Genomic DNA, 26,352 nt, shown 5'->3' on the forward strand with positions numbered 1-26,352 from the left:
GACCGCTTCGGAGCCACCAGACGTACGCATGGCGGTGGCCACCATCGTGGTGGCCACCGCCATGACGGTCGGCACGGGGCTCAGGCGACCGCGGGGACCGCGGCGGTGAGGTACATCGGCACCCGGTCGTAGCCGTTCATGATGAACGAGCCCTGCGGAGGCAGTTCCTCGCGCGGCACGGCCAGGGTCAGGTCGGGAAAGCGCTCGAAGAGGGCCGGCAGGGCCACCATCGACTGCATCGTGGCCAGCGGTCGTCCCAGGCAGTAGTGCTCGCCGTGCCCGAAGGACAGGTTCGTCTTGTCCGCCCGGGTGATGTCGAAGTCGTTGGCGGTGTCGCCGTGCAGCGCCGGGTCCCGGCCGATTCCGGCGTACGCGATCAGGACCAGGTCGCCCTTGGCGATGTGGACGCCGGCGACGTCGATGTCCTCCTTCGCGTAGCGGAAGGGCAGCTGGGCGACGGCGGCGTCCTTGCGGACGGCCTCGTCGAAGGCGTCCATCCAGGTGTACTGCCCGGTGCGGATCAACTCCAGCTGGTCGCGGTGGGTGCTCAGGTCGATGATGCAGTGGGCCAGCACGTTGCTCAACGTCTCCGAGCCCGCGCCGAGCAGGACGTGCAGGCTCCCGATCAGCTCCTCGTTGGAGAGCGTCTCGCCGTCCTCGGTGGCGGCGATCAGGACGCTGGTGAGGTCGTCCCCCGGGTCCTGACGGCGGCGGGCGGCGAGCTTGGACATGGCGTCGTGCCACTGGTCGAGGTTCGCCGCCGCCATCTCGCCGGTGTGGTTGGTCAGGCTGTTCTGCTTGGTGCCCTTGAGCGCCTCCTCCCGCACCTCCTCCGGCACGCCGAAGAGGTCGCAGATGAGCGTGGCGGTCAGCGCGTACGTGAACTGACCCTTGATGTCGACGGTCTCACCCGGTCGGGTGCTGGCCTCCATGTCGTCCAGCAGCCGCTGCACGATCGACTCGACGCGGGGGCGGGCCTTCTCGACCTCGCGCGGCGTGAAGGCGTGCGACACCAGCTTGCGCAGCCGGTCGTGGTCGGCGCCGTCCCGGACGGTCAGGTTGTCCATCGCCACCCAGGTGATGAGCTCCCAGTCGTGCGGCACCTCGCCGCGCACGAACGGGGGCCAGTCCTCCTTCGCGTTCTTGGAGAGCTGGTCACCGGCGAGCAGCTTCTTGCCAATGTCGTACGTCGTGACGCACCAGGCGTGGTAGCCGCCGGGAACCTCGACGAGGGTGACCGGGCCCTCGGCGCGGATCCGGGCAGCCTCGGCATGAATGTCACGTCCCTCAGGATCGAGCATGATCGGGCATTTACCCATCGCGGGCCTCCATGGTTCGGTGCACGGCACCGGGCAGGAATCCGGTGGTGCGAAGAACGGAATCTGCCGCTGAACCTAATGACCTCCCCGGCTCCATATTTCTTCTCAATTGCCGAGCGCGGAAATCCACTCCGCGTGTGCCTTCATGGCGTCGGAACAGCAATTTTGAAGAGGTTTTGCGGGGTCGTGGCGGGCATCCTCGACTCGATAACGCGTAAATCCAGAGGAGACGGTCATGGCTCGATTCAAGGTCGGGGTGCTCTTCAAGCCGCAGCACTGCGAGATGGCCCAGCTACGCGAGGGTTGGCGTGCGGCGGAGGAGCTCGGTGTGGACACCGTCTGGACCTGGGACCACTTCTATCCGCTCTACGGCGACCCGGACGGCGCGAACTACGAGTGCTGGACCACGCTGGCCGCGCTCGCCGCCGACACCCGGCGCGTCCGGTTCGGCTCGCTCGTGACGTGCAACAGCTACCGCAACCCCGACCTGCTCGCGGCCATGGCGGGCACCGTCGACCAGATCAGCGACGGTCGCGTGATCCTGGGTCTGGGCGCCGGCTGGTTCGAGCGGGACTACACCGAGTTCGGCTACCGGTTCGGCAGCGCCGGCGAGCGGCTGCGGGCGCTGGAGGACGGCGTGCGGACCGTGCGGTCCCGCCTCGCGGCGCTGGTCCCGACGGCGGCACGGGTGCCGCTGCTGATCGGCGGTGGCGGCGAGAAGGTGACCCTGCGCATCGTGGCCCGGTACGCGGACATGTGGAACGACTTCGGTTCGGCCGAGCGCTTCGCCCACAAGAGCGCAGTCCTCGACCGCTGGTGCGCCGAGCAGGGCCGCGACCCCGCCGAGATCGAGCGCACCACGATGATCGAGACGGCTGAGGTGGACGAGGTCGACGCCTACCTCAAGGCCGGCGCCACCCACGTCATCCTCGGCCTGGACACCCCGTTCGACCTCGAGCCCCTGGACCGCCTGCTCGCACACGCGATGGACTGAACCCCGGTAGGCGCGGCCCAGATTTTCGGCGCTGCTGTCGATCTACCGCCCGCGCGACCCGTCGTAATGTAGAGGCCACCACCGTGGGGGCCGGCACACGACAGGACCTGAGACATGGCCAAGTACATGATCCTCATCTACGGCGACCCCCAGCAGTGGGACGCGATGACCGACGAGCAGTGGAAGGCGCACGACGCGGCGCACGAGGCGTTCGCCGCCAAGGCCGGCACGCAGATCATCGACGGCCAGCAGCTGGAGCTGACGGCCACGGCCACCACGCTGCGCTCGGACCCGGCAGGTCAGATCCAGACGACCGACGGTCCGTTCCTGGAGACCAAGGAAGCACTCGGCGGCTACTACCTGATCGAGGCGACCGACCTGGACGAGGTTCTGTCGATGGCGACGCTGCTACCCGAGGTGCACGCTTCGCACAGTGGTGTGGAGATCCGCCCGGTGGTCGACCACGGCTGACGTGGCCGATCCACGGACGAAAGACGAGGTCGTCGCGGCGGTCGCCCAGGCGCACCGCCGCGACTGGGCCCAGGTGTTCAGCACCACGGCCCATCTGACCCGCGACCTCGACCTCGCCGAGGAGTGCACGCAGGACGCGTTCGCACAGGCCCTGGAGACCTGGACGGAGACCGGCGTCCCCGATCGACCGGGCGCCTGGTTGACCACCATCGCGCGCAACCGGGCCCGCGACGTCCTGCGCCGCGAGTCCGTGTTCCGTCGCAAGATGCCGCTGCTCGTCGCCGACGAGACCACTCCCGGGCCCGAGGACGGCCTGGTCGACGACCGGCTGCGCCTCATCTTCACCTGCTCGCACCCCGCCCTGGCCCGGGAGGCGCAGGTCGCCCTGACGCTGCGCCTGGTCTGCGGGCTCTCCACCCCCGAGGTGGCGCGCGCGTTCCTGGTGCAGCCGGCGACCATGGCAGCCCGGATCACCCGGGCCAAGAAGAAGATCGCGGCGGCCCGCATTCCATACCGCGTGCCCGGCCCGGACCAGCTTGAGGAGCGGGTCAGCGCCGTCCTCGAGGTCGTCCACCTGATCTTCACCACCGGGCACACGGCACCGCTGGGCGCCCAGTTGGTTCGGCAGGATCTGGTGGAGAGCGCGATCAGCCTGGCCCGCATGCTGCATTTGCTCATGCCGACCAACGCCGAGATCAGCGCGCTTCTCGCGCTGCTGCTGCTCAACGCCTCGCGCCAGGACACCCGCATGTCCGCGGACGGGCGCCTGGTGCTGCTGTCGGAGCAGGATCGCTCGCGCTGGGACCGGCAGCTCATCGCCGAGGGCCGGTCGTTGGTGGCCGACGCGCTACGCCGGCGGCCACCGACGCGGTACGCCCTGGAGGCCGCGATAGCCGCAGTGCACGCCGAGGCACCGAGCTGGAGGGAGACCGACTGGGCCCAGATCGTGCGGCTCTACGACGCCCTGTTCCGGCTCTGGCCCTCGCCCGTGGTCGATCTCAACCGTGCCGTCGCGGTCGGGCTGCGCGACGGCCCCCGGGCCGGGCTCGACGCGCTGAACCCCCTGCTCGCCGACCCGGCCCTGGCCACGTACGGCTACCTCAGTGCCGCCCGGGCCGACTTCCTCCGCCAACTGGGGCGGTGGTCGCAGGCCCGGACGGCCTACGAGGAGGCGCTGACCCTCACCGACAACGACGTCGAGCGCGCGTTCCTCAGCGAGCGGCTGACCGAAGTGGAGCGGAATCTGTGACCGCCAGCACCTCTCGGACGGTCTCGTAGAATCCGTCGACCCCGTACTGGCCACGGCGGTTCGCGCAGTCGTCGGCGTACTGCTCGCTCATGGTCTGGCCACCGCTCTCCAGCATCGCGATCTGGCTCGCGTAGGCACCTACCGCGCGGAGCTTGCGAGCCCAGTCGGTGTCACTGACCGCGACGGCCACCGGCTCCGCCACCCGCACGCCCGCCGGCAGCGGCGGCATCACGTTGACCCCCGGCCACGCGAGGTAGGGGAAGTCGTCCCAGAGCGACAGCGGTGAGCCCGTCCTGGCCACCGCGGCGAGGACGGAGTCGCGGGTACGCCGGTGGTCGACGTGATTGCCGACGGCCGCGCACGTGACGACCCGGTCGGCCGAGAACTCCCCGATCACCCGCTCGATGTCGGCGGCTACGGCGGCGACCAGGTCGTCCTCGTCGTCGGCGTGGTGGTCCATCGGGTTCTCGTCGTCGATCACCCATCCGCCCTGCGCGTTCCTGCGGTAGATCGAGTCGAGGAACGGGCCGCACAGGTACGGCGGGTCAATGCCGAGCGCGGCGAGGGCCGCGTCGTTCTCGTCGCGCCGCGCCGCCACGGGATCGCCGACGATCGCCCACTGGTCGTGGAAGGTGGTCGCGATCGGTGAGTACGGCGGCGTGGGACTGCCGGCGAACACCGTGTAGACGACGACGTGTTCGCCGGCGTCGGCCAACTGGACGAGGTGGCCGCCGTAGGACAGCACCGCGTCATCGAGATGCGGTGACACGACAAGGGTTGTCATGCGGCTCTCCCTTCGAAGTGGATTTCCGGCGAATGTGCGGGCGAGGTGACCGGGCTGGCGTACGAGATCGTCCGCCGGCCGATCCGGCCGGCCTCGGCCAGGATCTCTGGGCCCCAGGTGGCCCAGAGGCCCGCCATCCGGGAGGTGATGACGACAGTGCCGGCGCTGTCGTCGCTCAGCATCGTCGCCAGCCCGAGGGCGTGGTAGCCGCTGTGGTCACCCGAGCGCACGGCGCGTTCGAGGAGTTCGTGATCGAAGTCGACGACTGTCGCGCCGGTCAGCGACGCGGGCAGCTCGCCGCCGCACCCGATGATGGTGACCGCCTCACCGTCGGGCACGTCCATCAGGGCGTCGGCGATCTCGTCGGAGACGCTCAGACCCCGCGCCCGCTGCTGCCAGTCGAGGAGCTCCAGGTACATCGGCTCCCACTGCCAGAACTCCCCCTTCTCCACCATCACGGCCAGACCCATCTCGACAGCCGGCTCGGGGAACTTGCTCAGGAACAACCGCATGTTGGCGAACAGCTCGTCGAAGTTGGCCTTGTGGTCGCGGTCGTGCGGCGCGACGACCGCCCACGCCTCCGTCGCGAGCTCGATCGTCAGGCCGGCGCGGTGCAGCCGGAATCCCAGCTCCATGTCCTCGCCGCCCCAGCCCTGGAATCGTTCCTCGAACGCGCCGACCCGGCGGAAGTCGTCCATCCGGATCGAACAGTTTCCGGTCCAGAAGGCCTGCCAGGGAATCGACCGTTTCCTCAGGTCCATGTCGCAGCCGACGAAGTAGGGCTGACGGACGTCCTGGAACTCCGGTAGGTGGCGGTAGCGCTCCACCACCAGCTCGGGCGGCAGCTGGGCGAGAAGTTCGTCCACCCCCACCATCGGCACGTCGGGGTTGTAGCCGTAGCTGGGCCCCACCACGGCCCGCCGCGACTCGCCGCCCCCGTGGGCGGCCAGGTGCGCGGCGAGGAAATCCGGACCCACCATCGAGCCGGTGTCGAGGATGACCAGCAGTGCGCCGACCGCCATCCGGGCCGCGCCGTTCCGGGCGGACGCGACCCGGAACCCCCGGTCCTCCTGGTGGAAGTACTTGATGTGCAACAGGTCGGCGTAGGACCGCACCACCTCCGCGGTGTGATCGGTGGACCCGTCATCGCCGACGATCACCTCGAAGTCGTCGGTGGGAATCGTCTGCCGGGCGAGCTGCCGGAGGGTCTCCGACAGCAGGTCAGCTGAGTTGTAGGTCGCGATGATGACGGATGCCCGCCGCCGGTGGCCCATGGTTCTCCTTCGCATGGTCGGTTCAGCCGTTCGAACTGGCCTACGTGTTCACGAGGTCGCCGGGCCGGCGTACGAGATGGTGCGCCTGCCGATCCGGTCGGCCTCGGCCAGGATCTCCGCACTCCAGGTGCCCCAGAGGCCGGCCATCCGGGAGGTGATGATGACCGTGTCGACGCTGTCGTCGGCCAGCAGCGTGTGCAGCCCGACGGCGTGGTAGCCGCTGTGGTCCCCCGACCGCACGGCACGGTCGAGGAGCTGGTCATCGAAGTCGACGAGGACCGCGCTGGTAAGCGTCGCGGGCAGCTCGGCGCCGCATCCGACGATGGCTACCGACTCATCGTCCGGCACGTCCGCCAGGGCCTTGGCTATCTCGTCGGCGACGCTCAGGCCGCCGGCCTGCTGCTGCCAGTCGAGAAGCTCACGGTACGTCTGCTCCCAGTGCCAGAACTCCCCCTTGTCGATCATCACGCCCAGGCCCATCTCGACAATCGGCTCCGGGAACTTGCTCAGGAACATCCGCATGTTCACGAAGAGCGCGTCGAAGTTGGCCTTGTGGTCGCGCTCGTGCGGCGCCACCACCACCCATGCCTCCGGCGCGACCTCGATCGTCAGGCCGGCGCGCAGCAGCCGAAGCGCCAGCTCCATGTCCTCGCCGCCCCAGCCCTCGAACTTCTCCTCGAAGCCACCGACCCGGCGGAAGTCGTCGGTCCGCACCGACGCGTTCAACGTCCAGAAGGCCTGCCAGGCCACCAACCTCCTGCTCAGGTCCATCTCGCAGTCGGTCAAGTAGGACTGGCGGACGTCCTGGAATTCGGGAAGGTCGCGGAACCGCTCCACAGCCGTCTCCGGGAGCATCTGCGCGAGAAGCTCGTCCACCCGCGCCGTCGGCACCTCGGGGTTGTAGCCGTAGCTGAGGCCGATCACCGCCCGCCGCGACTCGCCGCCCTCGTGGGCGGCCAGGTGCGCGGCGAGGAAATCCGGACCCACCATCGAGCCGGTGTCGAGAGTGATGAGCAGCGCGCCGGCGGCGAGCCGGGCCGCGGCGTTGCGCGCGGCGGCGGCCCGGAATCCCCGGTCCTCCTGGAAGACGTACTTGACCTGGAGTTTGTCGGCGAAGGACCGCACCACCTCGGCGGTGTTGTCGCTCGACCCGTCGTCGCCGACGATCACCTCGAACTCGTTGGTGGGGATGGTCTGCCGGACGAGGTAGCGCAGTGTGTCGGCCAGCAGGTCGGCCGAGTTGTAGGTCGCGATGATGACGGATACCCGGATCCGGTGGCCCATGGTTCTCTCCTCGCGTGGTCGTGTCAGCGGTATGCCTTGGCCTGGATGGCGAACATCTCGGCGTAGGAGCCGCCGGCGCGCATCAGGGTGTCGTGGTCTCCGACCTCGAGCAGTTGCCCGTCGCCGACCACGATGATCTTGTCTGCCATCCGTGCCGTGGAGAAGCGGTGCGAGATCAACACCGTGACGGCGCCGGTCTGCGCGCTGGTACGCCTCGCGTGTTCCGCGTAGCGCTCGAACAGCTCGTGTTCGGCCTGCGGATCGAGGGCCGACGTGGGTTCGTCGAGCAGCAGCAGCATCGGGTTGTCGCGCATGAGCGCCCGACCCAGGGCGAGCTTCTGCCACTGGCCGCCGGACAGCTCGGTGCCCTCGGCGTACGACGTGCCGAGCTGGGTGGACAAGCCGTCCGGCAGGGCACGCATGACGTCGGTGGAGTGGGCCTTCACCAACGCCTCGTTGACCGCGGCCTCGTCCGACACCCGCGCCACGTCACCGACACCTATCGCCTCGAGCGCCCGGATCTCGTACCGCACGAAGTCCTGGAAGCCTGCGGCCATCCGCTCACGCCACCTGTCGACGGGCAGCCGTCGAAGGTCGACACCGTCGATGAGGATCCGGCCGGCCGTGGGCTGGTAGAAGCCACACAGCAGCTTGACGAGTGTCGTCTTGCCGGCGCCGTTCTCACCGACGATCGCCACCGTGCTGCCGGCGGCCAACGTCAGGTTGACGTCACGCAGCGACGGCCGATCGGCGCTCGGGTAGCTGAAGCTCACGTTCTCGAAGGCGATCCCGGTGACCAGCCGGTCCGGGACGGGCTGGTCGGCCGGGGACCCGGCACCGGCGACCGCGTCGCGCAGCCGATCCAGCCGCAGATAGGTGTTGGCGAGGCGTTGCAGTTGCTGCAACTGCGTGACGGCGCCGGTCACCTGCTGGTTGACCTGGGTGGCCAGCACGATGACCAGGACCACCTCGCCGACGCTCTGCTGCCCGGCTATCGCGTTACGGACGACGAGCAACACCGCTCCGACGTACGCGAGACCGAAGACGACCTGACCCGCCGCCCGTAGCGCCATGGCCTTCAGGTGCGCGCCGTAGAGACCACGGGTGGCGGTTCGCCACAAGCTCGCGTACCGCTGCCGTAGTTCCTTCTCCACGCCGAACACCCGCAGCTCGCCGGCGTAGCGGGCGCTGGTCGTGGCCTGGAAGAGGTTGAGCGCGACACGGGTCGGCTCGGCGACCGCCGTCTTGGCCCGCTCCAGGGCGCTCTCGGCCAGCCGGCCGGTGAACAACGGCACGGCAGCGGCCACCGGGAGCAACAACAGCAACGGGCTCTGCCACGCCAGGATCGCCGCGCCCAGGACGACCGACAGCACCATCGTCGCCGCCTGGAACAGCGACTCCATGCTGCTGCGGAACTGCCCGCTGTCCTGGACCAGGACGGTGAGCTCGTCGGCCTGCTCCGGGCGCTCGTGATGGCCGATCCCCGCAGATCCGTTGGAGACCGCCAGCAGCTCCCGGTGCAGGTCCAGCTCGATGAGTTCGGACAGCTCGAAGTACGCGACCATGGCGAACTGGCCGGAGGACTGCGCCAGGATGGCGAGCAGGGCCACCACCCCGCCCAACACGGCGGCCTCGGTCGCGTCCCCGCCGATGACCGCGTCGGTCATCGCGCCGAGCGCTACGGCGAGCAGGGCGGCCGACGCGGCCAGGGCCAGCATGAGGAAGGTGGCGACCACCGTCTTGCGCGCGTCGATCCGCCACGCCGCGGACAGCAGCCTGCCGACGCCTGCGAACATCTCGCTCACAGCAGCACCTCGTCCCGGTCCGGGTCGCTGTTGTCGGCGAAGCGGTTGGCCTGCAACCTGAACAGCTCGGCGTAGCGCCCGTTGCGGGCCAGCAACTCGTCGTGCGAGCCCTCCTCGCTGACCCGGCCGTCGTGCAGCACCACGATCTTGTCGGCATGCCGCACCGTCGAGAAACGATGGGAGATCAGCAGCGTGGTGGCGCCCTGGGTGAGCCCCGCGAACTGATCGAAGAACTGCGCCTCGGCGCGTACGTCGAGGCTCGCTGTCGGTTCGTCGAGCACCACGACCGACGCGCCGTGCCGCAGCGCGAACAGGGCCCGCGCCAGCGCCAGCCGCTGCCACTGACCGCCCGACAGCTCGGCCCCGCCGGTGACATGTGTGGCCAGCGGCGTGTCCAGGCCGCGGGGCAGCGAGTTCACCACCTCGGTCAGGCCCATCGCCGCCACGGCCTCCCGGACGCCGTCCCGATCGTCAGCCGAGCCCACCGCGCCGAACGCCACGTTGTCCGCGGCGGAGAACTCGTAGCGCAGGTAGTCCTGGAAGATCACGGCCAGCCGGGCCCGCCACTGCGACAGCTCGAACGTGCGGATGTCGACGCCGTCGAGACGTACGGCCCCGCGGTCGGGCTCGTAGAGTCGTGCAAGCAGCTTCACCAGCGTCGTCTTGCCCGCGCCGTTGAGCCCGACGATCGCGGTGCAGCTGCCGACGGGGATTCGCAGGTCCAGTCCGTCGAGCACCGGCCGGTCCTGACCCGGATAGTGGAACGACACGTCATCGAAGTGGATCTCACTGACCGGCTCGGGCGCCGGGCTCCCGGAGCCGGCCGGCTCCAGCACGGTGTACCTGTCGATGTGGTCGGCGAACCGGCGCACCGCCCGGTGGGTCTCGGTGCCGATCGCGGTCTCCAGGTCGGCCTCCGGGTAGAACACCGACAGCCGGATGGCACCAAGCGCCGCCTGCATGATCAGGACGAACTCGGTGAGCGTGAGCGTGTTGATCGCGGTGGCGCCGATCGTCGCGAAGATCGCCCCGCAGGCGAGCAGGCTGAACCCGGTGGACCACACGCCGGGCCACAGGTAGACCCGCCGCCGCGCCGCCCACAGCGGCGCGAACCATGCGCGGTAGGACGCCCGCATCTCGCCGTCCATCCAGTTCGCCAGCCCGAAGACCCGGATCTCCTTGCCCGCCGGCGGCTGCACGGCCAGGTTGCGGACGTACTCCACCTTGTTCTGCTGGGGCATGAGGCTGAACCGGGCGTGGGCGTAGCGCCGCAGGCCGCCGCGCTGCACGTTGCGGAACCACAGGACTGTCACGGCCACCGCCACTGCCGCCCACCAGGAGTAGACGACGCCGATGATGGCCGTAAAACCGACCAGTTGGCCGTACCGCGCGATCAGGGCGAGAGTGCCGGCGCAGGCGCTGCCCGGCCCCCACATCTGCAGGCCGTGCTCCAGCTCGCGGGCGGCGTAGCGCAGGTCGGCGAGGACCGACTGGTCCTCCATCGGCCCGACCCCGGTGCTGCGCGTCGACGCCCGCATCACGTCGTCCACCACGGTGCCGTCGATCCGCCGCGCCAGCAGCTCACCCAGCGAGAGCTGGGCCGGCGCCAACACCTGCTGCAACACGAAGATGCCGGCCGCTGCCGCGAAGACCGGCACCAGCTCCCGCCACGCCGTCGAGTCGAGACCGCCGTCCACGGCCCCCGGCACCTTGCCCAACACCACACTGGACGTGACGACGAACGCGATCGGCAGTGCGGCGAGGAACAGGTTGAGCAGGAGGAGCGCGCCGAGGAGACCGAAGCCCGCTCTGGGCATGAGGCGGAGGATGCTCGCACGCGCGGATATCAGGCCCCACAGGCTGCTGCGCATGTCCATCGATCTCCCTACTCGACCGCCGGTGCTGTCACTGGTTCGACGAACATCGAGCGGCCGAGATCGACACGGGGACCGAATTCCATCACGGAAGATGGCCGGAGCGGCCGGCCCCGGGACAACGCGGCACGGTTGAAGAAGTCTCGCCGTGTTCCGGCCCGTCAGAGTTCAGCCGGGCCCGTTCCCGCGCGGCGGCACCCAGCGGTCAGACGTCCGCTTCGATGGCGAAGGTGTTGCCGTCCGGGTCCTGGAACCACGCGATACGACCACCGCCGGCCCGCTCGGTGATCCCCTTCCGGTCGTGTTCGATCTGCTCGTAGCGGGCGAACTCGACGCCGGACGAGGACAGCTCGTCGACGATCTCGTCGATGTCGTCGACGTACCACGTCGCCAGCGTCGCAGGGGTCTTCCCGGCGGTGACCGACTGGTACACGTTGAGGGCGGGACCGCCACCGGAGGCGTAGATGCGGCTACCGTCGGCGATGGTGGCGCTGGGCGCGGACCACAGCGGTACCAGCCCCAGCTTGCCCTCGTAGAACTCGACGGCCCGCGCGATGTCGGAAACGGCGACCGATGTTCGCAGATGGTGTGCGTTCAGTGGCATGACCCACCCTGGCACGGACGGACGGCCCTGGCACGTGACGCGGGGCGGGTTCGGCGTGGTGCCGAACCCGCCCCGGGTCGTGGGGTGGTGCAGGGTCAGCGTTGCAGGGTGAGCAGGCCCGGTCGGTACGGCAGGAGGCCGTAGTCGACACCGTTGGAGGACGGGGATCGGCCCTGGTAGAGCAGTTGCAGGTTGCAGGGGTCGACGGTGAAGGTCTGGTCGGCGCTGGTGCGGATCAGCTCGCCGTGGCTGATGTCGTTGGTCCAGGTGGCGCCGCTGTTGGCTTTGCCGGCGAAGGGGTTGCTCTCGGTGGCGGCCTGGGGGGTCCAGGTGCCGCCGAGGCTGGTGGCGGTGAAGGAGCGGAAGTAGCGGCCCTGCGAGCCGATGGCCTCGACGAGCATGAGGTAGCGGTTCTGGTTTTGGAGCTTGTAGACCTGCACGGCTTCGAACAGGTTGTTGGTGGAGTCGCTCATGATGGTGGTGTAGGTGCTGCCGAAGTTGCCGGGGAAGTTACCGATCGGCATGCTGGCGCGGTAGATCTTGCCGTTGTCGCCGGCGAAGAACAGGTACATGGTGGTGCTGTCGGCGATGAGGGTCTGGTCGATGGGGCCGGTGCCGGAGCCGGAGATGCTGCCGGTGAACAGGGTCTGCGCCGCGGACCAGCCGTTGGGGTTGGTCGGGTCGGTGGAGGTGCGGTAGGAGAACGCGGCGCCGCCCCACTGGTAGGCCAGGATCCAGATGTTGCGGGGCGCGAAGTAGAACAGGGTCGGCGCGACGGTGCCGCTGTTCATCGTGTTCTGACTGGCCGAGGCCATGTCCGACCAGTTGGTGAACAAGCCGAAGTTCATCGAGCCCCACGACGAGCCGAAGTCGTGGGTGGTCGCGTAGACCAACTGCCGGCCGTTGTACGGGGCGACGGTGAAGTCCTTGAGTGACACCCAGCCCGACTTCGGCTGCGCCAACGCGCCGGTCGACGACCACCGGTACGACGACGGCAGATCACACGTGCCGCCCGGCGGCGGCGTGGTGGGCGGCGGCGTGGTCGGGTTGCCCCCGCCGTCGACGCGCACGAGCTGCCACTGCTGGTTGGTGCCGTTCCAGTCGTCGTACTGCACGATGTTGCCACCATCGGCGGTCGACGCGCCCTGCACCTCCATCGCCTTGTTGCTGTTGCGGTTGATCAACCGCACATAGCCGCTGTCCGAGTCGGCCAACCGGAACTGCTGGTTGGTGCCGTTGTTGTCGGACCACTGCACGATCGCCCCGCCGTTGGCGGTCGAGCGGCCGGAGACGTCCAGCACCTTGCCCGACAACCGCGACTTGACCCGGTAGTAACCACCTCCGGAGTCCACGAACTGCCACTGCTGCTGGTTCCCGTTGTTACGCGTCCACTGCGTGATCCGCGCACCGTCGTTCGTGGCCAGGTTGTACACGTCCACAGCCTTGCCGCTGTTGCGGTTGACCAACACGTACCACGCGCTGGTGTCCACAGTCGCCGCTGACGCGGGTGACGACACCGCCATCGCTGCGGCGCCGGCGACCACCACCGCTGCCGCGCCGGCGGCCACTGCCCGCACCAACCACCCTCGCCGCCGCGAGGGCGGTGCCGTCGACGGAGACCTACCAAAGGCAGACATGATCCTCCTCAATCACCAGGAGCCGAACGGTCACCCGAAGCTGGGCGCACCGCGACACGCGACCGGGTGCATGCGTCGGGAATGTTCGCGCTAACAAGATCCCCTGCATGCTGTGGACGCACGCCTGAACCAAGGTTGGCGGAGCAGGCCCGCCCCGTAAGCCGTAGCCGCCGCCGTCCTTGACCATCGACTGTGAGCGATAACATGCTGTTCGTCAAGTCGTAACATTGGCGCTTCGGTGAGCCGGCGACCCGCGCCCACGCACGGCGCGACCGATCGACGCCGATCATGCGCGGCCACCACACCGTCCGCGGTCCTCGAACGGGGAAGACGCCTCGGAAGATCCGGAATGGTTGGCGCTAACATTGACGTCCACTCATGACCTGGTCCCGGCCGCCTCGGGCGTCGGCGCTCCGACAGGCGTGCCGCCGAAGCTCGCGTCACCCGGCGCACGGCCCCCGCCGCGCGAACGCTGCCCGCCGTGGCGGTGACCGCCGGGTCGAACCCCGACCCGGGGCCCGGAGCTGGTGGCTCCGGACCCCGGGCTCAGTGGTCAGGGGCTCGTGCAGGTGACGTTGCTGGGCGCGGTGTCACCGTTGCCGGTGGCGGTGAACCCGAAGGTGGTCGAGGCGTTCGGGCCCAGGGCGCCGTTGTAGGCGGCGTTGCGGACTGTGACGTTGCCGGTGGTGCCCGTGTTGGTGCCGTTCCAGAGGCTGCTGATGGCCTGGCCGCTGGCCAGTGTCAGGCGTACGGTCCAGCCGCTGATGGAGGTGGCGGTGTTGTTGGCGACGGTGACCTCACCCTGGAAGCCGCCCGGCCAGCTGTTGACGGCCCGGTAGGTGGCGGCGCAGCTGCCCGGCTCCCCGGTCGGCGGCGGCGTCGTCGGCGGCGGCGTGGTGGGAGGCGGCGTGGTGGGAGGCGGCGTGGTCGGCGGGGGCGTGGTGGGCGGGGGCGTGGTCGGCGGCGTGGTGGACTGGAACTGGCTGAAGAATCGCCAGATCTCCGCCGAGGTCCAGGTCCTGGAGTCGTTGGGGCTGGACGACCCGTCGACCGGGCTCGGGGTGTGGTCGCCGTCGAACGCGGCCCACTGCACGGGGTAACCCGCGCGGCAGCCGGAGTAGGTGGTGGTGATGTGGGTGAGGCTGCCCTGGCTGGGCTCGCGCGGGCTCTGTGCGGTGCAGCCGTTGTTCCGGACGAACGTGTCGCGCAACGCCCGGCCCTGGGAGATGTTCAGCACGCTGTCGTGGATGCCGTGGATGCCGAAGTACGCGACGGGCTGGGTGCCGCCGTTACAGCCGCTGAGGTTGGCGCCGGAGAGCACGGTGACCGCGCGGATGACTGTGGGTCGGGCGCAGGCCACCGCGTAGCTCATGGCCCCGCCGTAACTCCAGCCGAGGGCGAAACGCTGGGTCGTGTCGACGCAGAGGTCGTTCTCGACCTGCCGGGAAATGTCGTCGAACAGGGTCAGGTCCCGACCGTTCGTGTTGGCCCAGCCGGCGTCGATACCCTGGGGCGCGACGAAGATCGTGCTGTTGTTCGACAACGGCGCCAGCCCGTAGTAGCCGGCCGAGGCGACGTTGTTGGCCGAGCCGTTCAGCCAGTGAAAGCCGAAGATCAGTCGGTACGGACGGTTCCTGTCGTAACCGCCCGGGATCTGGAGGATGTAGCTGCGATTCTGGCCGCTGCTGGAAATCGTGCGCGTCCCGCTGGTGAGAGTGGGCGCCTTGCCGCAGCCCGCGGTCGCCGCGAGGGTGCCGTTGGTGGCGGCCACCGCCTCGGTGCCGAATCCGCCGCGCAGCGCACCACCTGTCGCCGCGGCGAAAACCACCGCGGCCGCGACGAACGAGAAGAGTTGTCTCCGTTTGACCATTGCTCGACTCCTTGCCGTTGATCGTCCGTAGGACATGCACCTCGCCGTCGACGAGTCGGTTCGCACCGGTGTGCGGGCCGGCATGCTCCTGGGGCCGGATGGCGCACACGGGTCGCGTACGGGCCGTACCGTCGCTGCCGGGGTTGTCCGTGACGGGGCAAGGAAAGCGGGGAGTGCAGCCGGACCAGGGTCGTCCGACGACCGCCTGCGGTCGCCTGGCAGTGGCGGAGCGGCCCGGACTGGTCACCGACCGGCGAAGCGGCCCGAGGGCGAGCCCTCGGCGTGCCTCTGCCGATTGACTGAGGTGACTGGGAGCGTGCCCTTCGCTCCCGCGCCGAAAGATAGCATGTTATCGATAACATCCTCAACCGGCCGAGTGCCGCGGAACCGGCCACAGCGGACGGAGCGGCCCGGCCCCGGGTTTGCGGACGCCGCTGGCAGTGCCCTTCGATATCGCAGCGAGGTCATCTTTTCGAGTCCTAGACTGCGAACGTGCACGGCGGGGCCGCCCCTGCCAAACGGGGAGGTGCGGGTGCCATGAATTCGCGGCCGACGCAACAGCAGGAACAGGCTCACGGCGGCGCCAATCGCGACATGCCCCCGGAACTGGGCTCGGACTCCATCGGCATTTTTGAAGGCCGGACCTTCATGTTGTCCAATTCGACAGGTGACGTGCCGGGCGACTCCATCGCCGGTCTGGTGCACGACGACACCCGCTACCTCAGCCGTTGGCAGCTGACTCTCGACGGGCTCGCCCCACTCGTGCTCAGCGCCAGCGCGGTCGATGCCTATTCCGCGGCGTTCTTCCTCGCCAATCCGGAGTTGCCGGGTCTGCAGGCGAACAGGATCGGCGTGCGGCGGGAACGGTTCGTCGGAGACGGCATGCACGAGCGGATCGCGGTGCAGTATTTCGGCACCGAACCGGTCCGCGTACGCCTGCGGTTGGATGTTGGTGTGGACTTCGCCGACCTCTTCGAGATCAAGCGGGCGGGGCGGAGCAGACGGGCCGACATCCGCCGAACCCACCTGTCGGACGGCTCGACCCTGCGCTTCTCCTACCAGAACTCGCACTGGTCGGCCGGCACGACCGTCGAGGCAAACCCACCTGCCGACCAGGTCGAAGGCGACGCGCTGGTCTGGGACGTGCACCTGGGGCGAGGTGACACCTGGAACTGCGAGCTGCGCGTGCTGCTGAACTGCCAGGGCGCGGACTACCGGCCGCGCGGCCGCGCCTTCGGCGAGGCACACGACCCCGACGCCGACGACCTGGCATCGCGGTGGGTGGCCAACAAGCCGGACCTCAGCGCGGATTCGGAACTGCTGCGCAACGTCTATCACAAGTCCGCCGCCGACCTGCTGTCGATGCGCATCGTCAAGGAGATCAACGGCGAGAAGGTCGTCCTGCTGGCCGCCGGGATGCCCTGGTTCCTGACCGTGTTCGGGCGGGACACGCTGGTCACCGCCTACCAGAGCATCAGCTGTGGACCGGACGTCGCGCGGGGTGCGTTGGTGACGCTCGCCGCCCACCAGGGCAACACCGTCGACCACTTCAGCGACCAGGAGCCCGGGAAGATCCTGCACGAGTTCCGCTCCGGGGAGCTGACGCAGCTCGGCATCGCACCGTACGGCCCCTGCTTCGGCTCGGCCGACACCACCCAGCTGTGGCTCATCCTGCTCTCGGAGTACTGGCGGTGGACGGGCGACGACGCGTTGGTGCGGCAGTTGCGGCCCAACGCCGACGCCGCCCTGCGGTGGATCGACGAATTCGGAGACCGCGACGGCGACGGTTACGTCGAGTACGCCACGCGCTCCCCCGACGGGATGCGCAACCAGTGTTGGCGCGACTCACCGGACGGTGTGCAGTTCGCCGACAGCAGGCTCCCCGACCTGCCGGTCGCCACCTGCGAGATCCAGGGCTACACCTACGACGCCAAGCTCCGCGCCGCGGAACTCGCCGACGGGCCGTGGGCCGACGCCCCGTTGGCGCGACGCCTGCGTGGCGAGGCCGCCGATCTGCGCGAGCGGTTCAACCGTGACTACTGGCTGCCGACGCGCGGCGGCTACTACGCGATCGGCCTCGACGCCGACAAGCGGCCCATCGACTCGATGACCTCGAACATGGGTCACCTGTTGTGGAGCGGAATCGTCCCGCCCGATCGCGCCGCCGCGGTGGCTCGGCAGTTGATGTCCGACGCGATGTTCTCCGGCTGGGGTGTCCGGACCCTGTCCACCGAGGATGTGGGATACAACCCCATCGGCTACCACCTCGGCACGGTGTGGCCGCACGACAACTCGATCATCGCGGCCGGGCTCGCCCGGTACGGCCACCGGGACGCGGCCAACCGGATCGCGATGGCGATGCTCGATGCGGCGGCACACTTCGACTACCGCCTGCCCGAGGCGTTCTCCGGGTACGACCGATCGCTCGGACGACGGCCCGTGCCCTACCCCACCGCCTGCAATCCCCAGGCCTGGGCCAGCGGCGCACCCCTGCTGCTCCTGCGGTCGATGCTCGGGCTCGACGTCCGCGACGGCCGTCTCGGCACCGATCCGCGCATCCCCGAGGCATTGGGGAGCATCCGGCTGACCGGCGTCACCGTGCACGGGACGCGGCAGACCGTCGACGCCTCGGGCTCGCGCCTGCCCTCCTCCGCCTGAGCGGCGCCCGGGGCTGCGCAGATCGAAATCGCGGTACGCGCCGATCGCGTCGGTGAGCGGCTCGTGCTCGGTCACGGACGTCCTTCGGGCCGGCCTGACCGGACGCGGCCATGTCCGCCAGCTTGGGGTGGTCGCCGTTGCTCTCGACCGCCCAGGTCTGTGCCTGGCTCGGCGCGTCACCCGGCTTCCATTGCCCGCTTTGGCCCTGGCTGTCGAGATTCGGGGAAGACCACTTCTCGTGGAGGTCGAGCTAGCGTTCCGGCATGCTCCTTTCGACCTCGAGACCCGTGCCGGCCGACGACACGGCGCAGCTGGTCCGGGGCGCCCAGCAGGGCGATCCCCGCAGCTTCGCGCTGCTGTTCGACTGTCACTACGCCGGCATGCTCGCCGTGGCCCACCGCATTCTGGGCGGCGGGCCCGACGCCGAGGACGCCTGCCAGGACGCGGCGATCGCGGCGTTCAGCCGGATCGGTGAGCTGCGCGATCCCGGCGCGGTGCGACAGTGGCTGCACGCCATCGTCCGCAACAACTGCCGGACGATGCTGCGCGCGCGCAGGCCCGTGCCGGTCGGAGTGGCAGGTGAGAACCTGCTCGCCTCGGAGCTCGACGACCCGGTCGCCCGCATCGAGCAGAGCGCCATGCGGGACTGGGTCTGGCACGGGCTGCAGCAGTTGTCGCCGGCCGCCCAGACGGTGGCGTTGCTGCGCTACTTCACCGAGAACAACTCGTACGAGCAGATCGCGGAGCTGTGCGGGACCCCGGTCGGCACCGTCCGCAGCCGCCTGAGCGAGGCGCGTCGGCAGCTGGCCGAGGTCCTCCCCCGCGTCCGGGACGCGCGGCACGACGGGGCCGGGACGCTGCGCGCCGAGCGGCGCGAGGAGGCGGCGACGATCCTGTCGGCGGTGGCCGATGGCGCGTCCGTGACCAAGGTGGCCGCGCGCTGGGCCGAGGACATGGTTTTCTGGTGGCCGGACGGCACCCGGACGATCGGGAGGGAACCACTCTTCGCGGTCATTCGGCAGGACAACGACCTCGGTGTCAGCCACAAGATCACCGGAGTGCTGGCCGGCTCCGGCATCACGATCTGGGAGAACGCCTTCATCAACCCGCCGGAGGACCCGTTCCACTGCCCACCCGGCGCGACCTGGCTGCTCCGGGAGAAAGGGGGCCTGGTACGCGAGGTGCGCCTCCTGCACACCCCGCGGCCGGCCCGGCCGGAGATTTCTTCCGCGGCGAATCGAACTTCTGCCAGCCCAGGGATGTCCTGAGGGTATGACCACGTACTCCATCCACGACCTGGAACCGCAACTCGCCGCCAACCGCCGGTACTGGTGTGGCTGGGCGGGCACCGACCCCGACACCGACCTGCCCACCTATCGCACCGACATTGCGCACCCGCTGCTCAACGGGGTCCTTCGCGTCCGCGATCTGCCACTCGACGAGGCGATCACGGAGGCGAGGAAGCACCTGACCGGCTCGCACTGGGGCTGGTGGGTGGGGGCGGACAGCGACGAGGGCACCGCCGAGGGCCTGCTCGACCGCGGCGCGAAGCAGATCGCCGACATGCCCGTGATGGCGGTGGACGTGACCACCGTGGCCGAGGTCGATGCGCCGGGCGACCTGCGGATCCGGCACGTCGCCGACCCGTCCGAGATGTTGGAGTACGTCGGCGCGTACGCCGGGCCGCTCGGCCTCCCCGGGGATCCCGCGCTCGCCGTCGACCGGGAGCTGAACTTCGCCTACCCGGACGTGGTCCGCCTCGCGGGCACGATCGACGGCCGCACCGTCGGCACGTGCACCCTGTCGCTCGGCACCGACATCGGCGCTCTGTACTGCATCGCCACCGACCCCGATTTTCGTCGGCGGGGCATCGCCACGGCGCTCACCCGCGAGGCGCTGCGCCTCACCCGTGCCTCGGGACGGCAGATCGTCACGCTCCAGGCGAGCAGCGAGGGCGAGCCGGTGTACCGGCAGATCGGCTTCGAGACCGTCGCCCGCTACCGCCTCTACCAACTCCCGGAGTGACTCCCCAGCGCTGCCGCCCGGTCCATGACTGTCGGGCGGCAGCGCTGCCACCCGGGACCTCCCGCCCCGGCAAGTACTTGCTCGTACGGAAAGTGAGTGTTAGCTTTCCGTACGAGCAAGTACTTTCCCCACCCCGAGGAGCTGCCTGATGAGCACCACTCCGACACCCGAAGAGGCACGACGGGCTCTGCAGGACGTCGACCGGCGGCGGGGCCAGACCGTAGCGGCCGCCAGTCGGTCACGGTGGACCTGGCTCGGGGCCGGTGTCCTCGTCGCGGCCTACGGAGTCCTCGCGGACCGGTATCCGGACTTCGTGCGCACGTACGGCACCACAATCGTCATCCTGCTGCTGCTGCTCTCCATGGCGGGCAACACCCGGTGGGGCGCAACCCTGCTGCGCCGGCCGGTGCGCCCGCGCATCGTCCCCAGCCCGGCCAGCCTGCTGTGGTCGGCACTGGTGCTGGCCCTGCTGATCGGCGGCACCGCGCTCGCCACCGCTCTGGACGTCCCGCACGTCTGGCTGTGGAGCGGCGTGATCATCGGTGTCCTGCTGGCCGCCGCCGGCCCGTGGTGGCAGCACCGCGTGCTCACCCGCACGGCCTGACCGGTGGCCGACCCGAAGCTGGACCCGGCCCTGCTCGATCCCACCCGGCTGGCCATCCTGGCGCTGCTGGCGGGGACCGAGTGGGCCGAGTTCGCGTTCGTCCGCGACGCCGTGGAGCTCAGCGACTCCGCCCTGTCGAAGCGGATCTCGACGTTGAGCGACGGCGGGTACGTGGAGGTACGCAAGGGCTACGTGGGCAAGCGCCCACGGACCTGGATCAACCTCTCCACGGCCGGTCGGGCCGCCCTGAGCGCCCACATCGCCGCCCTGCGCGAGATCGCCGCCCGCGTGGACGGCGCCGACTGAGAGCCCCTTCGCCGTTCCCGGGGGCGCGTACGGTCGGCGGACGTCGTTGTCGCGGCGCGCGGCCGGGCGGACCTGTTCGACGCCCCGGGTTGGGGCCAGCGGAGCGCCGTGATCACGAAGGCGGGGCGCCCGCCGGCCGGGCCTTCTGCGGATAGACGGTCTCGTGGCGGGCCAGCATGGCGACGAACTCGCCGATCTTCCGCTCGCGGGTCTCCGCCCGTTTGACGGCGTTGAGGCGGTAGATGAGCGCGAACCTGTTGGCCTTGGTGAGCACGTCGAACATGGCCTGGGCGGCGGGTTCGGCGGCGATGGCGGCGAGCAGGTCGGCCGGCGCCTCGGCCTCCGACGGCGGGGCGTACGCGGCGGCCCACCGTCCGTCGGCTTTCGCGGCCTCCACCACCGCGCGGCCCGCGGGCATCATCAGTCCCTGCGCCTCCAACCGGGCGATGTTTTCGACGTTGCGTCGGGACCAGACACTGCGGGCCCGGCGAGGGGTGAACCGGATCCAGGAGGACTGCTCGTCCCGCTTGCGGGCCTGCCCGTCGATCCAGCCGAAACACAGCGCCTCGTCGACCGCATGCTGCCAGGTCAGCGTGGTGACCGTGCCGCCCTTCTTGGTCAGGGCGAGCCAGACGCCGGGCGACGTGGCGTGGTTCTCCGACAACCATGCGCGCAGCGCGCCGGCGTCCGTGACGATCAACTCTTCCAGTTCGGCGCTCGCCATGGCAGCAGGCTATCGCCGCCCTGTGACAGCTACGGCTGTCGGTGGACGTCCCGACCCGACCGCCGGCCGGGGCAGTCGGAACGGCCAAGGGTGTGACACGTCGACCGGGCCACACCCTTGGCACATCCAGCTGTCTCCTGCCAGGTTCCGGAGGGTCAGCAGCCGATCCGGCTGGACCCGACCGCGACGTCGTCGTACCAGAGGGTGTCGGCCCCGTTGCCGTAGCTCTCCCAGCCGAGCTTCAGGTCGGTGAGCTGCGGACGCCAGGTGCGGTTGTACCACTGGCCGTCGATGTCGTGCGTCGGTACGCCGTCCGCGGTCAGCCCCGCGATCGCCGTGCCGTCCAGCCAGGTACGCAGCTGACCGGCCGAGCCGTCCACCATGAACTCCAGGCAGGTCCACCGGTTGATGGGAAGCGGCACGCTCTGCGCCACCCCGGCCGGGCTCTGCTCGGGCAGGGTCGCGTCGTCGGAGGCGCGGTTCCATTGCAGGGCAGCGTTCTGGCCGCCCATCCGCAGGTCCCTGTTGCCGTCGGCGGCGTCGGCCATCGCCATCATGGTCGTGTGGTCGGTGGGCTGGGCGGTGGTGTGCCGCACCCAGATCCGGCCGTACCGCACACTGCCCACGCTGCTGAGGTTCTTGGTGGACCTGATGAAGACGTGGTTGCAGTACCCGGCCGCGCCGTTGATCCGGACCGCCCGGCTGCCGCTGTGCGTGGTGGTCGTGTCGATGGTGGCCGTGCCGGCGCCGGAACAGTCCGGGTTCACCACCGTCCAGTCACCCGACGGCGTCGAGCCCGTCTGGTTCTCGAAGCCGTCGCAGAGCACCGCACCGGCACACCCGGCCGGCGGCGGTGTGGTGGGCGGTGGCGTCGTCGGCGGAGGCGTCGTGGGCGGAGGCGTCGTCGTGGGCGGAGGCGTCGTCGGTGGCGGCGTGGTGGGCACGCCGGTCGTCGGGGTCGGCCCGGTGCCGTTGCACGGCACGCCGTTCAGACTGAACCCGCTCGGCGAGCCGCCGCTGGTGCCGTACGTGCCCTGCACGCCGAACTCGGTGGCGCCGCCGGCCGGGATGCTGCCGTTGTACGACATGTTGCGGGCCGTCACCGTCGATCCGGACTGGCTGACCGTGGCGTTCCAGCCGTTCGTGACGCGCTCGTCCCCGGCGTACGTCCAGGTGACGGTCCAACTGGAGACGGCGCTGTCGCCGGGGGTGACCTTGACGTTGGCGGTGAAGCCGCCGGGCCACTGGTTGGGCGTGTAGTCGACCCGGCAGCCCTGGGCAGCCGCGGCGGGCACCACGAGCACTGCCGTTCCGGTCGCGGTCACGGCGGCGGCCAGCGCGGCGACGACCGCCAGGGTCGGGGCGGGGCGGGCGCGGAGAATCGTCATGAGAAGTCCTTCTGCCATCAAGCTGGGGAATCGGCGCGGCAGCGCGCGTCCGTGACGGACGCGGCGCGACAACGCGCCGGGTGCGGCGCGGCGATGCGCCACAGCGACTGGTCGATGCGTACGACCGACGTGCCCGGCTCGGGGTGGACCTGTCAGTCGCCGACGGCCCGGTTGCCCGGACCTCGGCGGCGCCCGCCCTCAATCTATTGACAGATTCCTATTGAATCAAGCGTCACACCTCCGAGTGGGATCACGCCGCCCGCACGTTGTCCGGTGGCCGGGCCGACACCGGCGCACCTGCGCTTCCTCGTCCAGCCCGCAACAGGTCCGTCACGGTCAGGGACGCGGGCCCAGAAAGAGGCCGCCGCTCGCTTCGATGACCTGCCCGGTGACCCAGCGCGCGGCGTCGGAGGCGAGGAACGCGACCACGTCGGCGATGTCGTCGGGGCCACCCAGCCGGTCGAGCGCCGTCATTCCGGTGATCAGCTCGGCCAGACCGGGCGTCTCGAAGACCCCCTGGTTGGTCGCGGTCCGGGTGGCGCCGGGCGCTACCGCGTTCACCGTGATGCCCCGGGCGCCGAGCTGGTTGGCCAGTGTCAGGGTCATCGTCTCGACCGCGCCCTTGGTCATGGCGAACGACGTCTGCGTGGCGTTGGCCATCCGGGTCGCCGCGGACGAGATCGTGATGATCCGGCCGCCGTCGCGGAACATCGGCAACGCCCGCTCGATGAGAAAGTACGGCGCACGTACGTTGACCGCGAACAGACGGTCGAACGCCGCCCGTGTCGTGGCGCCGAGCGGGCCCGCAGGTGGCGCCGCCGCGTTGTTGACAAGGATGTCCAGTGGCTGCCCGGCCAGGCTGGTCCGGACGCCGGCGAGCAGCGTCTCGACGTCTCCCTCCACACCCAGTTCCGCGCCGACTGCGTACGCCGTTCCACCGTCACCCAGGATCTGGTCGACAGTCGCCGCCGCGCCCTCCTCGTCCGCGCCGAAGTGCGCGATGACCGTCGCTCCCCGCGCCGCCAGCCGGAGCGCGATCGCCTGGCCGATGCCGCGTGACGCGCCGGTCACCAATGCGGTCCTACCACTCAGCTCGCTCATAGTGTTAGTCGCTCCCAATGTGATAGCTACTACCAGTGCGATAGTGTCTAACACATGGGCGAGCGACACCCAACACTTCGCGAGCAACGACGGGCCGAGACGCAGCGCATGGTCCAGGCCCACGCGGTCCGGTTGTTCGTCGAACGCGGGTACGACCGCACGACCGTGAACGACGTCGCACAGGCCGCTGGCGTGTCTCCGATGACGCTGTATCGGCACTTCCCGACGAAGGAGGACCTCGTGCTGTTCGACCAGAACGGCATACTGGTCGCCGAACAGATCGCCGCGACGCCTGCCGGGCAGCCCCTCGTGCGCCGCATCGGCGGCGCGCTCGTCGAATCGGCGCGGGCGCTGACCGCCGGCGACGACCGGCTCCTGCTAGCCCGCCTGCGGTTGATGATCTCTACGCCCGCTCTCCGCGCCCGGCACCTGGACAGCCAGTACGTGCTTCAACAGGCCATCGTGGACGGCCTCGGGGACGAGGCCGCCGATCCGGACACGGCCTTCGCGGCGGCAGCCGCTGCCAGCGCCTGCCTGGCCGCGATGCACACCGCGCTGGTGCGGTGGGCGCAGGACGACGGACGCACCGACCTGCCTGACCTGATCGCGACGGCGCTCGCGGCGGCCTTCGGCGACGACGCACCCCGACCGGGGTGAAGTCCGCCGAGAACCCGCGATCCCGCACCTCGGCGGGACCTGAATTCACCCGTGCCGGAGCAGCCCGCGGTCGGCCATGAACGCCCGCAGCGTCTCGGCATCCTCGGCGGACATCAACCACCGGGGGATCACGGTCGCCGGCATCCGCCCGACGTACACGATCCAGAAGTCCGGGGTGTCCTTCACCTGGGCGACGCCGTCCCACGCGATACCACCGGACTCCGAGCCGCTGCGCATCATGATGTTGTCGTCGGTGATGTCGTAGCCGCCCTCGACGGCGTAACGACCGGAGCGGCGACGTGCGCGCCACCGCACCCACGGCAGGTACAGCATCGACAGCACGCCGCCCACGAGCAACGCCATCCACAGCGGTGTCGACCGCTCGCCGGACGCGAATCCGCGCGAGACGACCAGACCGATCACCCCCACCGCCGCCAGCACCGCGCCGACGTAGCTGTACCGGCGCAGCCGAACACCGCCGAGCGTGGCCGCCACGCGACCCGGGTAGTCGGGATCAGCGGGGACGTCGAAACGGATGTGCACCCCAGCACGATAGTTCCCGGACCGCCCCGGGCACCGCCGGACCCGTCGCCCGTGCGGGATACCCGTCCGGTCAGGAGGCGGGCGGCTCCCAGAGCAGGAGCTCACGGTGGTGGACGAAGCCGTTGCGCAGGTAGAAGTCGACCGCGCGGCGGCTGGAGTGAACGGTGACGTGCAGCAGCCCCCGCGTCCGGGCCTCGGCCAGGATCGCGGCGATCAGCGCACCACCGACACCGCGACCGCGGTACTCCTCGCGGACCGCGACGGACTGCACGTCGCCGTACCACCGGCCCATCGACTCGTTGCTGGGCACCCGCTGGGCGACGAGGAGCCAGGCGGCTCCGACCACACGGCCGTCCAGTTCGGCGACGAACGGCAGGTGGGTCTCCGCGTGGGCGGCCACCCAGTCCGCGTACGCCCCGAGCTTGTGTCCGTCGACGCCGCGTAGTTCCGCGAGCGCCGCCGCGTCCGCCACGCCGCCCTTGCGCACGTCCACCCGTCGGAGTCTAGGCGAGCACGGCACCGGCGGGCGCCCGAGCGGCCCGTCGTGCCGGGCAGGCCGGCGGAGTTTCGCCGGCGGTCGCTTGCGGGTAGCGGATGGCGCATGAACCGCGATCTCGTCAGGGCTCTCCAGGTCGCCTGGGAGCTGCCGGACTTCCGCAGCGGGGTGCGACACCTCATCGACCTCGACGAGGTGTCCGTGCTGCTGGCCACGCTGTCCGTCCCGGACCACGACGGCGAGGTCGAGCGCAGCCTGCTGAGCCTGCTGCGCTCGGGCCTGGAAACGGTCGAGATCCGGGAGGCCGTACTGCTGCTGTTGGAGCAGGACGAGGTGCGCCGGCCGCTCGTCGCCGCGGCGGTGGAGCCGCTTGCGGCCCGTCCGGGCCTGGCCGCCGCCATCGCCGCGGCGGCCGAGGACCCTGCGGTACGCCGTGAGGTCCGGGCGGCCCTGGACAGCGCCAAGGTGCGCGAGCTGATCTGGCAGGCGATGGAGAACCAGGTCAGCGACAACCGCTTCGGCCTGATCCGCCGGGCGGCGGCACTGTTCGTGCGGCACCCGAGCGTCCGACGCCTCGCGTGGGCCGTGCGCCGCCACGGCGTGCTGCGCGAACTCCGTCGGCCCCGTGTGACCCACTAACGCGCGCGTGGTGCAGGCAGCGGGAGCCTTTCGCCGGACCGCGATC

At 70.1% G+C, this 26,352-nt stretch carries 24 protein-coding genes; 10 read left to right on the forward strand and 14 right to left on the reverse strand.

Annotated features, from left to right (window positions below):
- Positions 1-80: 80 nt before the first annotated feature.
- Entirely contained in the window at positions 81-1,319 is a 1,239-nt protein-coding gene (locus AB0B97_RS20075; RefSeq protein ID WP_357495382.1) for a cytochrome P450, read from the reverse strand.
- Between the two features lie 235 nt (positions 1,320-1,554).
- Here AB0B97_RS20075 and AB0B97_RS20080 point away from each other — a divergent pair, with 235 nt between their 5' ends.
- From AB0B97_RS20080 to AB0B97_RS20090, 3 genes are all read left to right on the forward strand, one after another.
- Positions 1,555-2,313 carry an LLM class F420-dependent oxidoreductase gene (locus AB0B97_RS20080; RefSeq protein WP_234582943.1) on the forward strand — a complete coding sequence of 253 codons (759 nt, stop codon included), beginning with the start codon at positions 1,555-1,557 and terminating at the stop codon, positions 2,311-2,313.
- 114 nt (positions 2,314-2,427) lie between these two features.
- The gene (locus AB0B97_RS20085) at positions 2,428-2,784 is read left to right on the forward strand and encodes a YciI family protein (RefSeq protein WP_234582944.1); all 357 of its coding nucleotides are present in this window, start codon (positions 2,428-2,430) and stop codon (positions 2,782-2,784) included.
- A gap of 1 nt (position 2,785) precedes the next feature.
- A complete protein-coding gene (locus AB0B97_RS20090; RefSeq protein ID WP_234582946.1) occupies positions 2,786-4,033 on the forward strand; it encodes a sigma-70 family RNA polymerase sigma factor in 1,248 nt (415 codons plus the stop codon).
- Here the strand turns inward: AB0B97_RS20090 and AB0B97_RS20095 are convergent.
- From AB0B97_RS20095 to AB0B97_RS20130, 8 genes are all read right to left on the reverse strand, one after another.
- On the reverse strand, positions 3,996-4,817 hold the full coding sequence (locus AB0B97_RS20095) for a PIG-L family deacetylase (RefSeq protein WP_357495385.1): 822 nt from the start codon (positions 4,815-4,817) through the stop codon (positions 3,996-3,998). The two genes, AB0B97_RS20090 and AB0B97_RS20095, sit on opposite strands and share 38 nt — an antisense overlap.
- A complete protein-coding gene (locus AB0B97_RS20100) occupies positions 4,814-6,091 on the reverse strand; it encodes a glycosyltransferase (RefSeq protein WP_357495387.1) in 1,278 nt (425 codons plus the stop codon). Before AB0B97_RS20100 ends, AB0B97_RS20095 begins: the two co-directional genes overlap by 4 nt.
- Positions 6,092-6,139: 48 nt before the next feature.
- Positions 6,140-7,375, reverse strand: a complete 1,236-nt coding sequence (locus tag AB0B97_RS20105; RefSeq protein ID WP_357495389.1) for a glycosyltransferase — start codon at positions 7,373-7,375, stop codon at positions 6,140-6,142.
- Between the two features lie 23 nt (positions 7,376-7,398).
- The gene (locus AB0B97_RS20110; protein ID WP_357495700.1) at positions 7,399-9,171 is read right to left on the reverse strand and encodes an ABC transporter ATP-binding protein; all 1,773 of its coding nucleotides are present in this window, start codon (positions 9,169-9,171) and stop codon (positions 7,399-7,401) included.
- Between the two features lie 5 nt (positions 9,172-9,176).
- The gene (locus AB0B97_RS20115; protein WP_357495391.1) at positions 9,177-10,997 is read right to left on the reverse strand and encodes an ABC transporter ATP-binding protein; all 1,821 of its coding nucleotides are present in this window, start codon (positions 10,995-10,997) and stop codon (positions 9,177-9,179) included.
- A 262-nt stretch (positions 10,998-11,259) separates the two neighbouring features.
- Positions 11,260-11,658 carry a VOC family protein gene (locus AB0B97_RS20120; protein ID WP_357495393.1) on the reverse strand — a complete coding sequence of 133 codons (399 nt, stop codon included), beginning with the start codon at positions 11,656-11,658 and terminating at the stop codon, positions 11,260-11,262.
- Positions 11,659-11,753: 95 nt separating this feature from the next.
- Entirely contained in the window at positions 11,754-13,295 is a 1,542-nt protein-coding gene (locus tag AB0B97_RS20125; RefSeq protein WP_357495395.1) for a non-reducing end alpha-L-arabinofuranosidase family hydrolase, read from the reverse strand.
- 553 nt (positions 13,296-13,848) lie between these two features.
- Positions 13,849-15,165: a cellulose binding domain-containing protein gene (locus AB0B97_RS20130; protein WP_234587624.1), complete on the reverse strand. Its 1,317-nt coding sequence runs from the start codon at positions 15,163-15,165 to the stop codon at positions 13,849-13,851.
- 594 nt (positions 15,166-15,759) lie between these two features.
- Between AB0B97_RS20130 and AB0B97_RS20135 the strand changes: the two genes are divergently transcribed.
- The 5 genes from AB0B97_RS20135 (at position 15,760) to AB0B97_RS20155 (ending at position 20,758) form a co-directional block, all read left to right on the forward strand.
- Complete coding sequence (locus AB0B97_RS20135; RefSeq protein WP_357495397.1) at positions 15,760-17,823, forward strand: glycogen debranching N-terminal domain-containing protein; 2,064 nt, start codon at positions 15,760-15,762, stop codon at positions 17,821-17,823.
- A gap of 263 nt (positions 17,824-18,086) precedes the next feature.
- Positions 18,087-19,091, forward strand: a complete 1,005-nt coding sequence (locus AB0B97_RS20140) for a sigma-70 family RNA polymerase sigma factor (protein ID WP_357495399.1) — start codon at positions 18,087-18,089, stop codon at positions 19,089-19,091.
- A gap of 4 nt (positions 19,092-19,095) precedes the next feature.
- On the forward strand, positions 19,096-19,848 hold the full coding sequence (locus tag AB0B97_RS20145; protein ID WP_357495401.1) for a GNAT family N-acetyltransferase: 753 nt from the start codon (positions 19,096-19,098) through the stop codon (positions 19,846-19,848).
- 148 nt (positions 19,849-19,996) lie between these two features.
- On the forward strand, positions 19,997-20,452 hold the full coding sequence (locus AB0B97_RS20150; protein WP_357495403.1) for a hypothetical protein: 456 nt from the start codon (positions 19,997-19,999) through the stop codon (positions 20,450-20,452).
- A 3-nt stretch (positions 20,453-20,455) separates the two neighbouring features.
- A complete protein-coding gene (locus AB0B97_RS20155; RefSeq protein ID WP_357495405.1) occupies positions 20,456-20,758 on the forward strand; it encodes a transcriptional regulator in 303 nt (100 codons plus the stop codon).
- Between the two features lie 112 nt (positions 20,759-20,870).
- On the opposite strand, the gene AB0B97_RS20160 is transcribed toward AB0B97_RS20155, so the two are convergent.
- From AB0B97_RS20160 to AB0B97_RS20170, 3 genes are all read right to left on the reverse strand, one after another.
- Positions 20,871-21,482, reverse strand: coding sequence for a YdeI/OmpD-associated family protein (locus AB0B97_RS20160; protein ID WP_357495407.1), 612 nt, complete (start codon positions 21,480-21,482; stop codon positions 20,871-20,873).
- A gap of 155 nt (positions 21,483-21,637) precedes the next feature.
- A complete protein-coding gene (locus AB0B97_RS20165) occupies positions 21,638-22,870 on the reverse strand; it encodes a cellulose-binding domain-containing protein (protein WP_357495409.1) in 1,233 nt (410 codons plus the stop codon).
- Between the two features lie 336 nt (positions 22,871-23,206).
- Positions 23,207-23,941, reverse strand: coding sequence for an SDR family oxidoreductase (locus tag AB0B97_RS20170; RefSeq protein ID WP_357495411.1), 735 nt, complete (start codon positions 23,939-23,941; stop codon positions 23,207-23,209).
- Positions 23,942-24,025: 84 nt separating this feature from the next.
- Between AB0B97_RS20170 and AB0B97_RS20175 the strand changes: the two genes are divergently transcribed.
- Positions 24,026-24,628 (forward strand): helix-turn-helix domain-containing protein, encoded by a 603-nt coding sequence (locus tag AB0B97_RS20175; RefSeq protein ID WP_357495413.1) that lies wholly within the window; start codon positions 24,026-24,028, stop codon positions 24,626-24,628.
- Positions 24,629-24,673: 45 nt separating this feature from the next.
- Here AB0B97_RS20175 and AB0B97_RS20180 read toward each other — a convergent pair whose 3' ends face one another.
- Positions 24,674-25,171, reverse strand: coding sequence for a YcxB family protein (locus tag AB0B97_RS20180; protein ID WP_357495415.1), 498 nt, complete (start codon positions 25,169-25,171; stop codon positions 24,674-24,676).
- Positions 25,172-25,241: 70 nt separating this feature from the next.
- Entirely contained in the window at positions 25,242-25,664 is a 423-nt protein-coding gene (locus AB0B97_RS20185; RefSeq protein WP_357495417.1) for a GNAT family N-acetyltransferase, read from the reverse strand.
- 108 nt (positions 25,665-25,772) lie between these two features.
- On the opposite strand from AB0B97_RS20185, the gene AB0B97_RS20190 reads away from it, so the two are divergent.
- Positions 25,773-26,306, forward strand: coding sequence for a hypothetical protein (locus tag AB0B97_RS20190; RefSeq protein WP_357495419.1), 534 nt, complete (start codon positions 25,773-25,775; stop codon positions 26,304-26,306).
- The last annotated feature ends 46 nt before the right edge of the window (positions 26,307-26,352 follow it).

The organism is Micromonospora sp. NPDC049004 (assembly GCF_040649315.1).
Taxonomy (GTDB): Bacteria; Actinomycetota; Actinomycetes; order Mycobacteriales; family Micromonosporaceae; genus Micromonospora.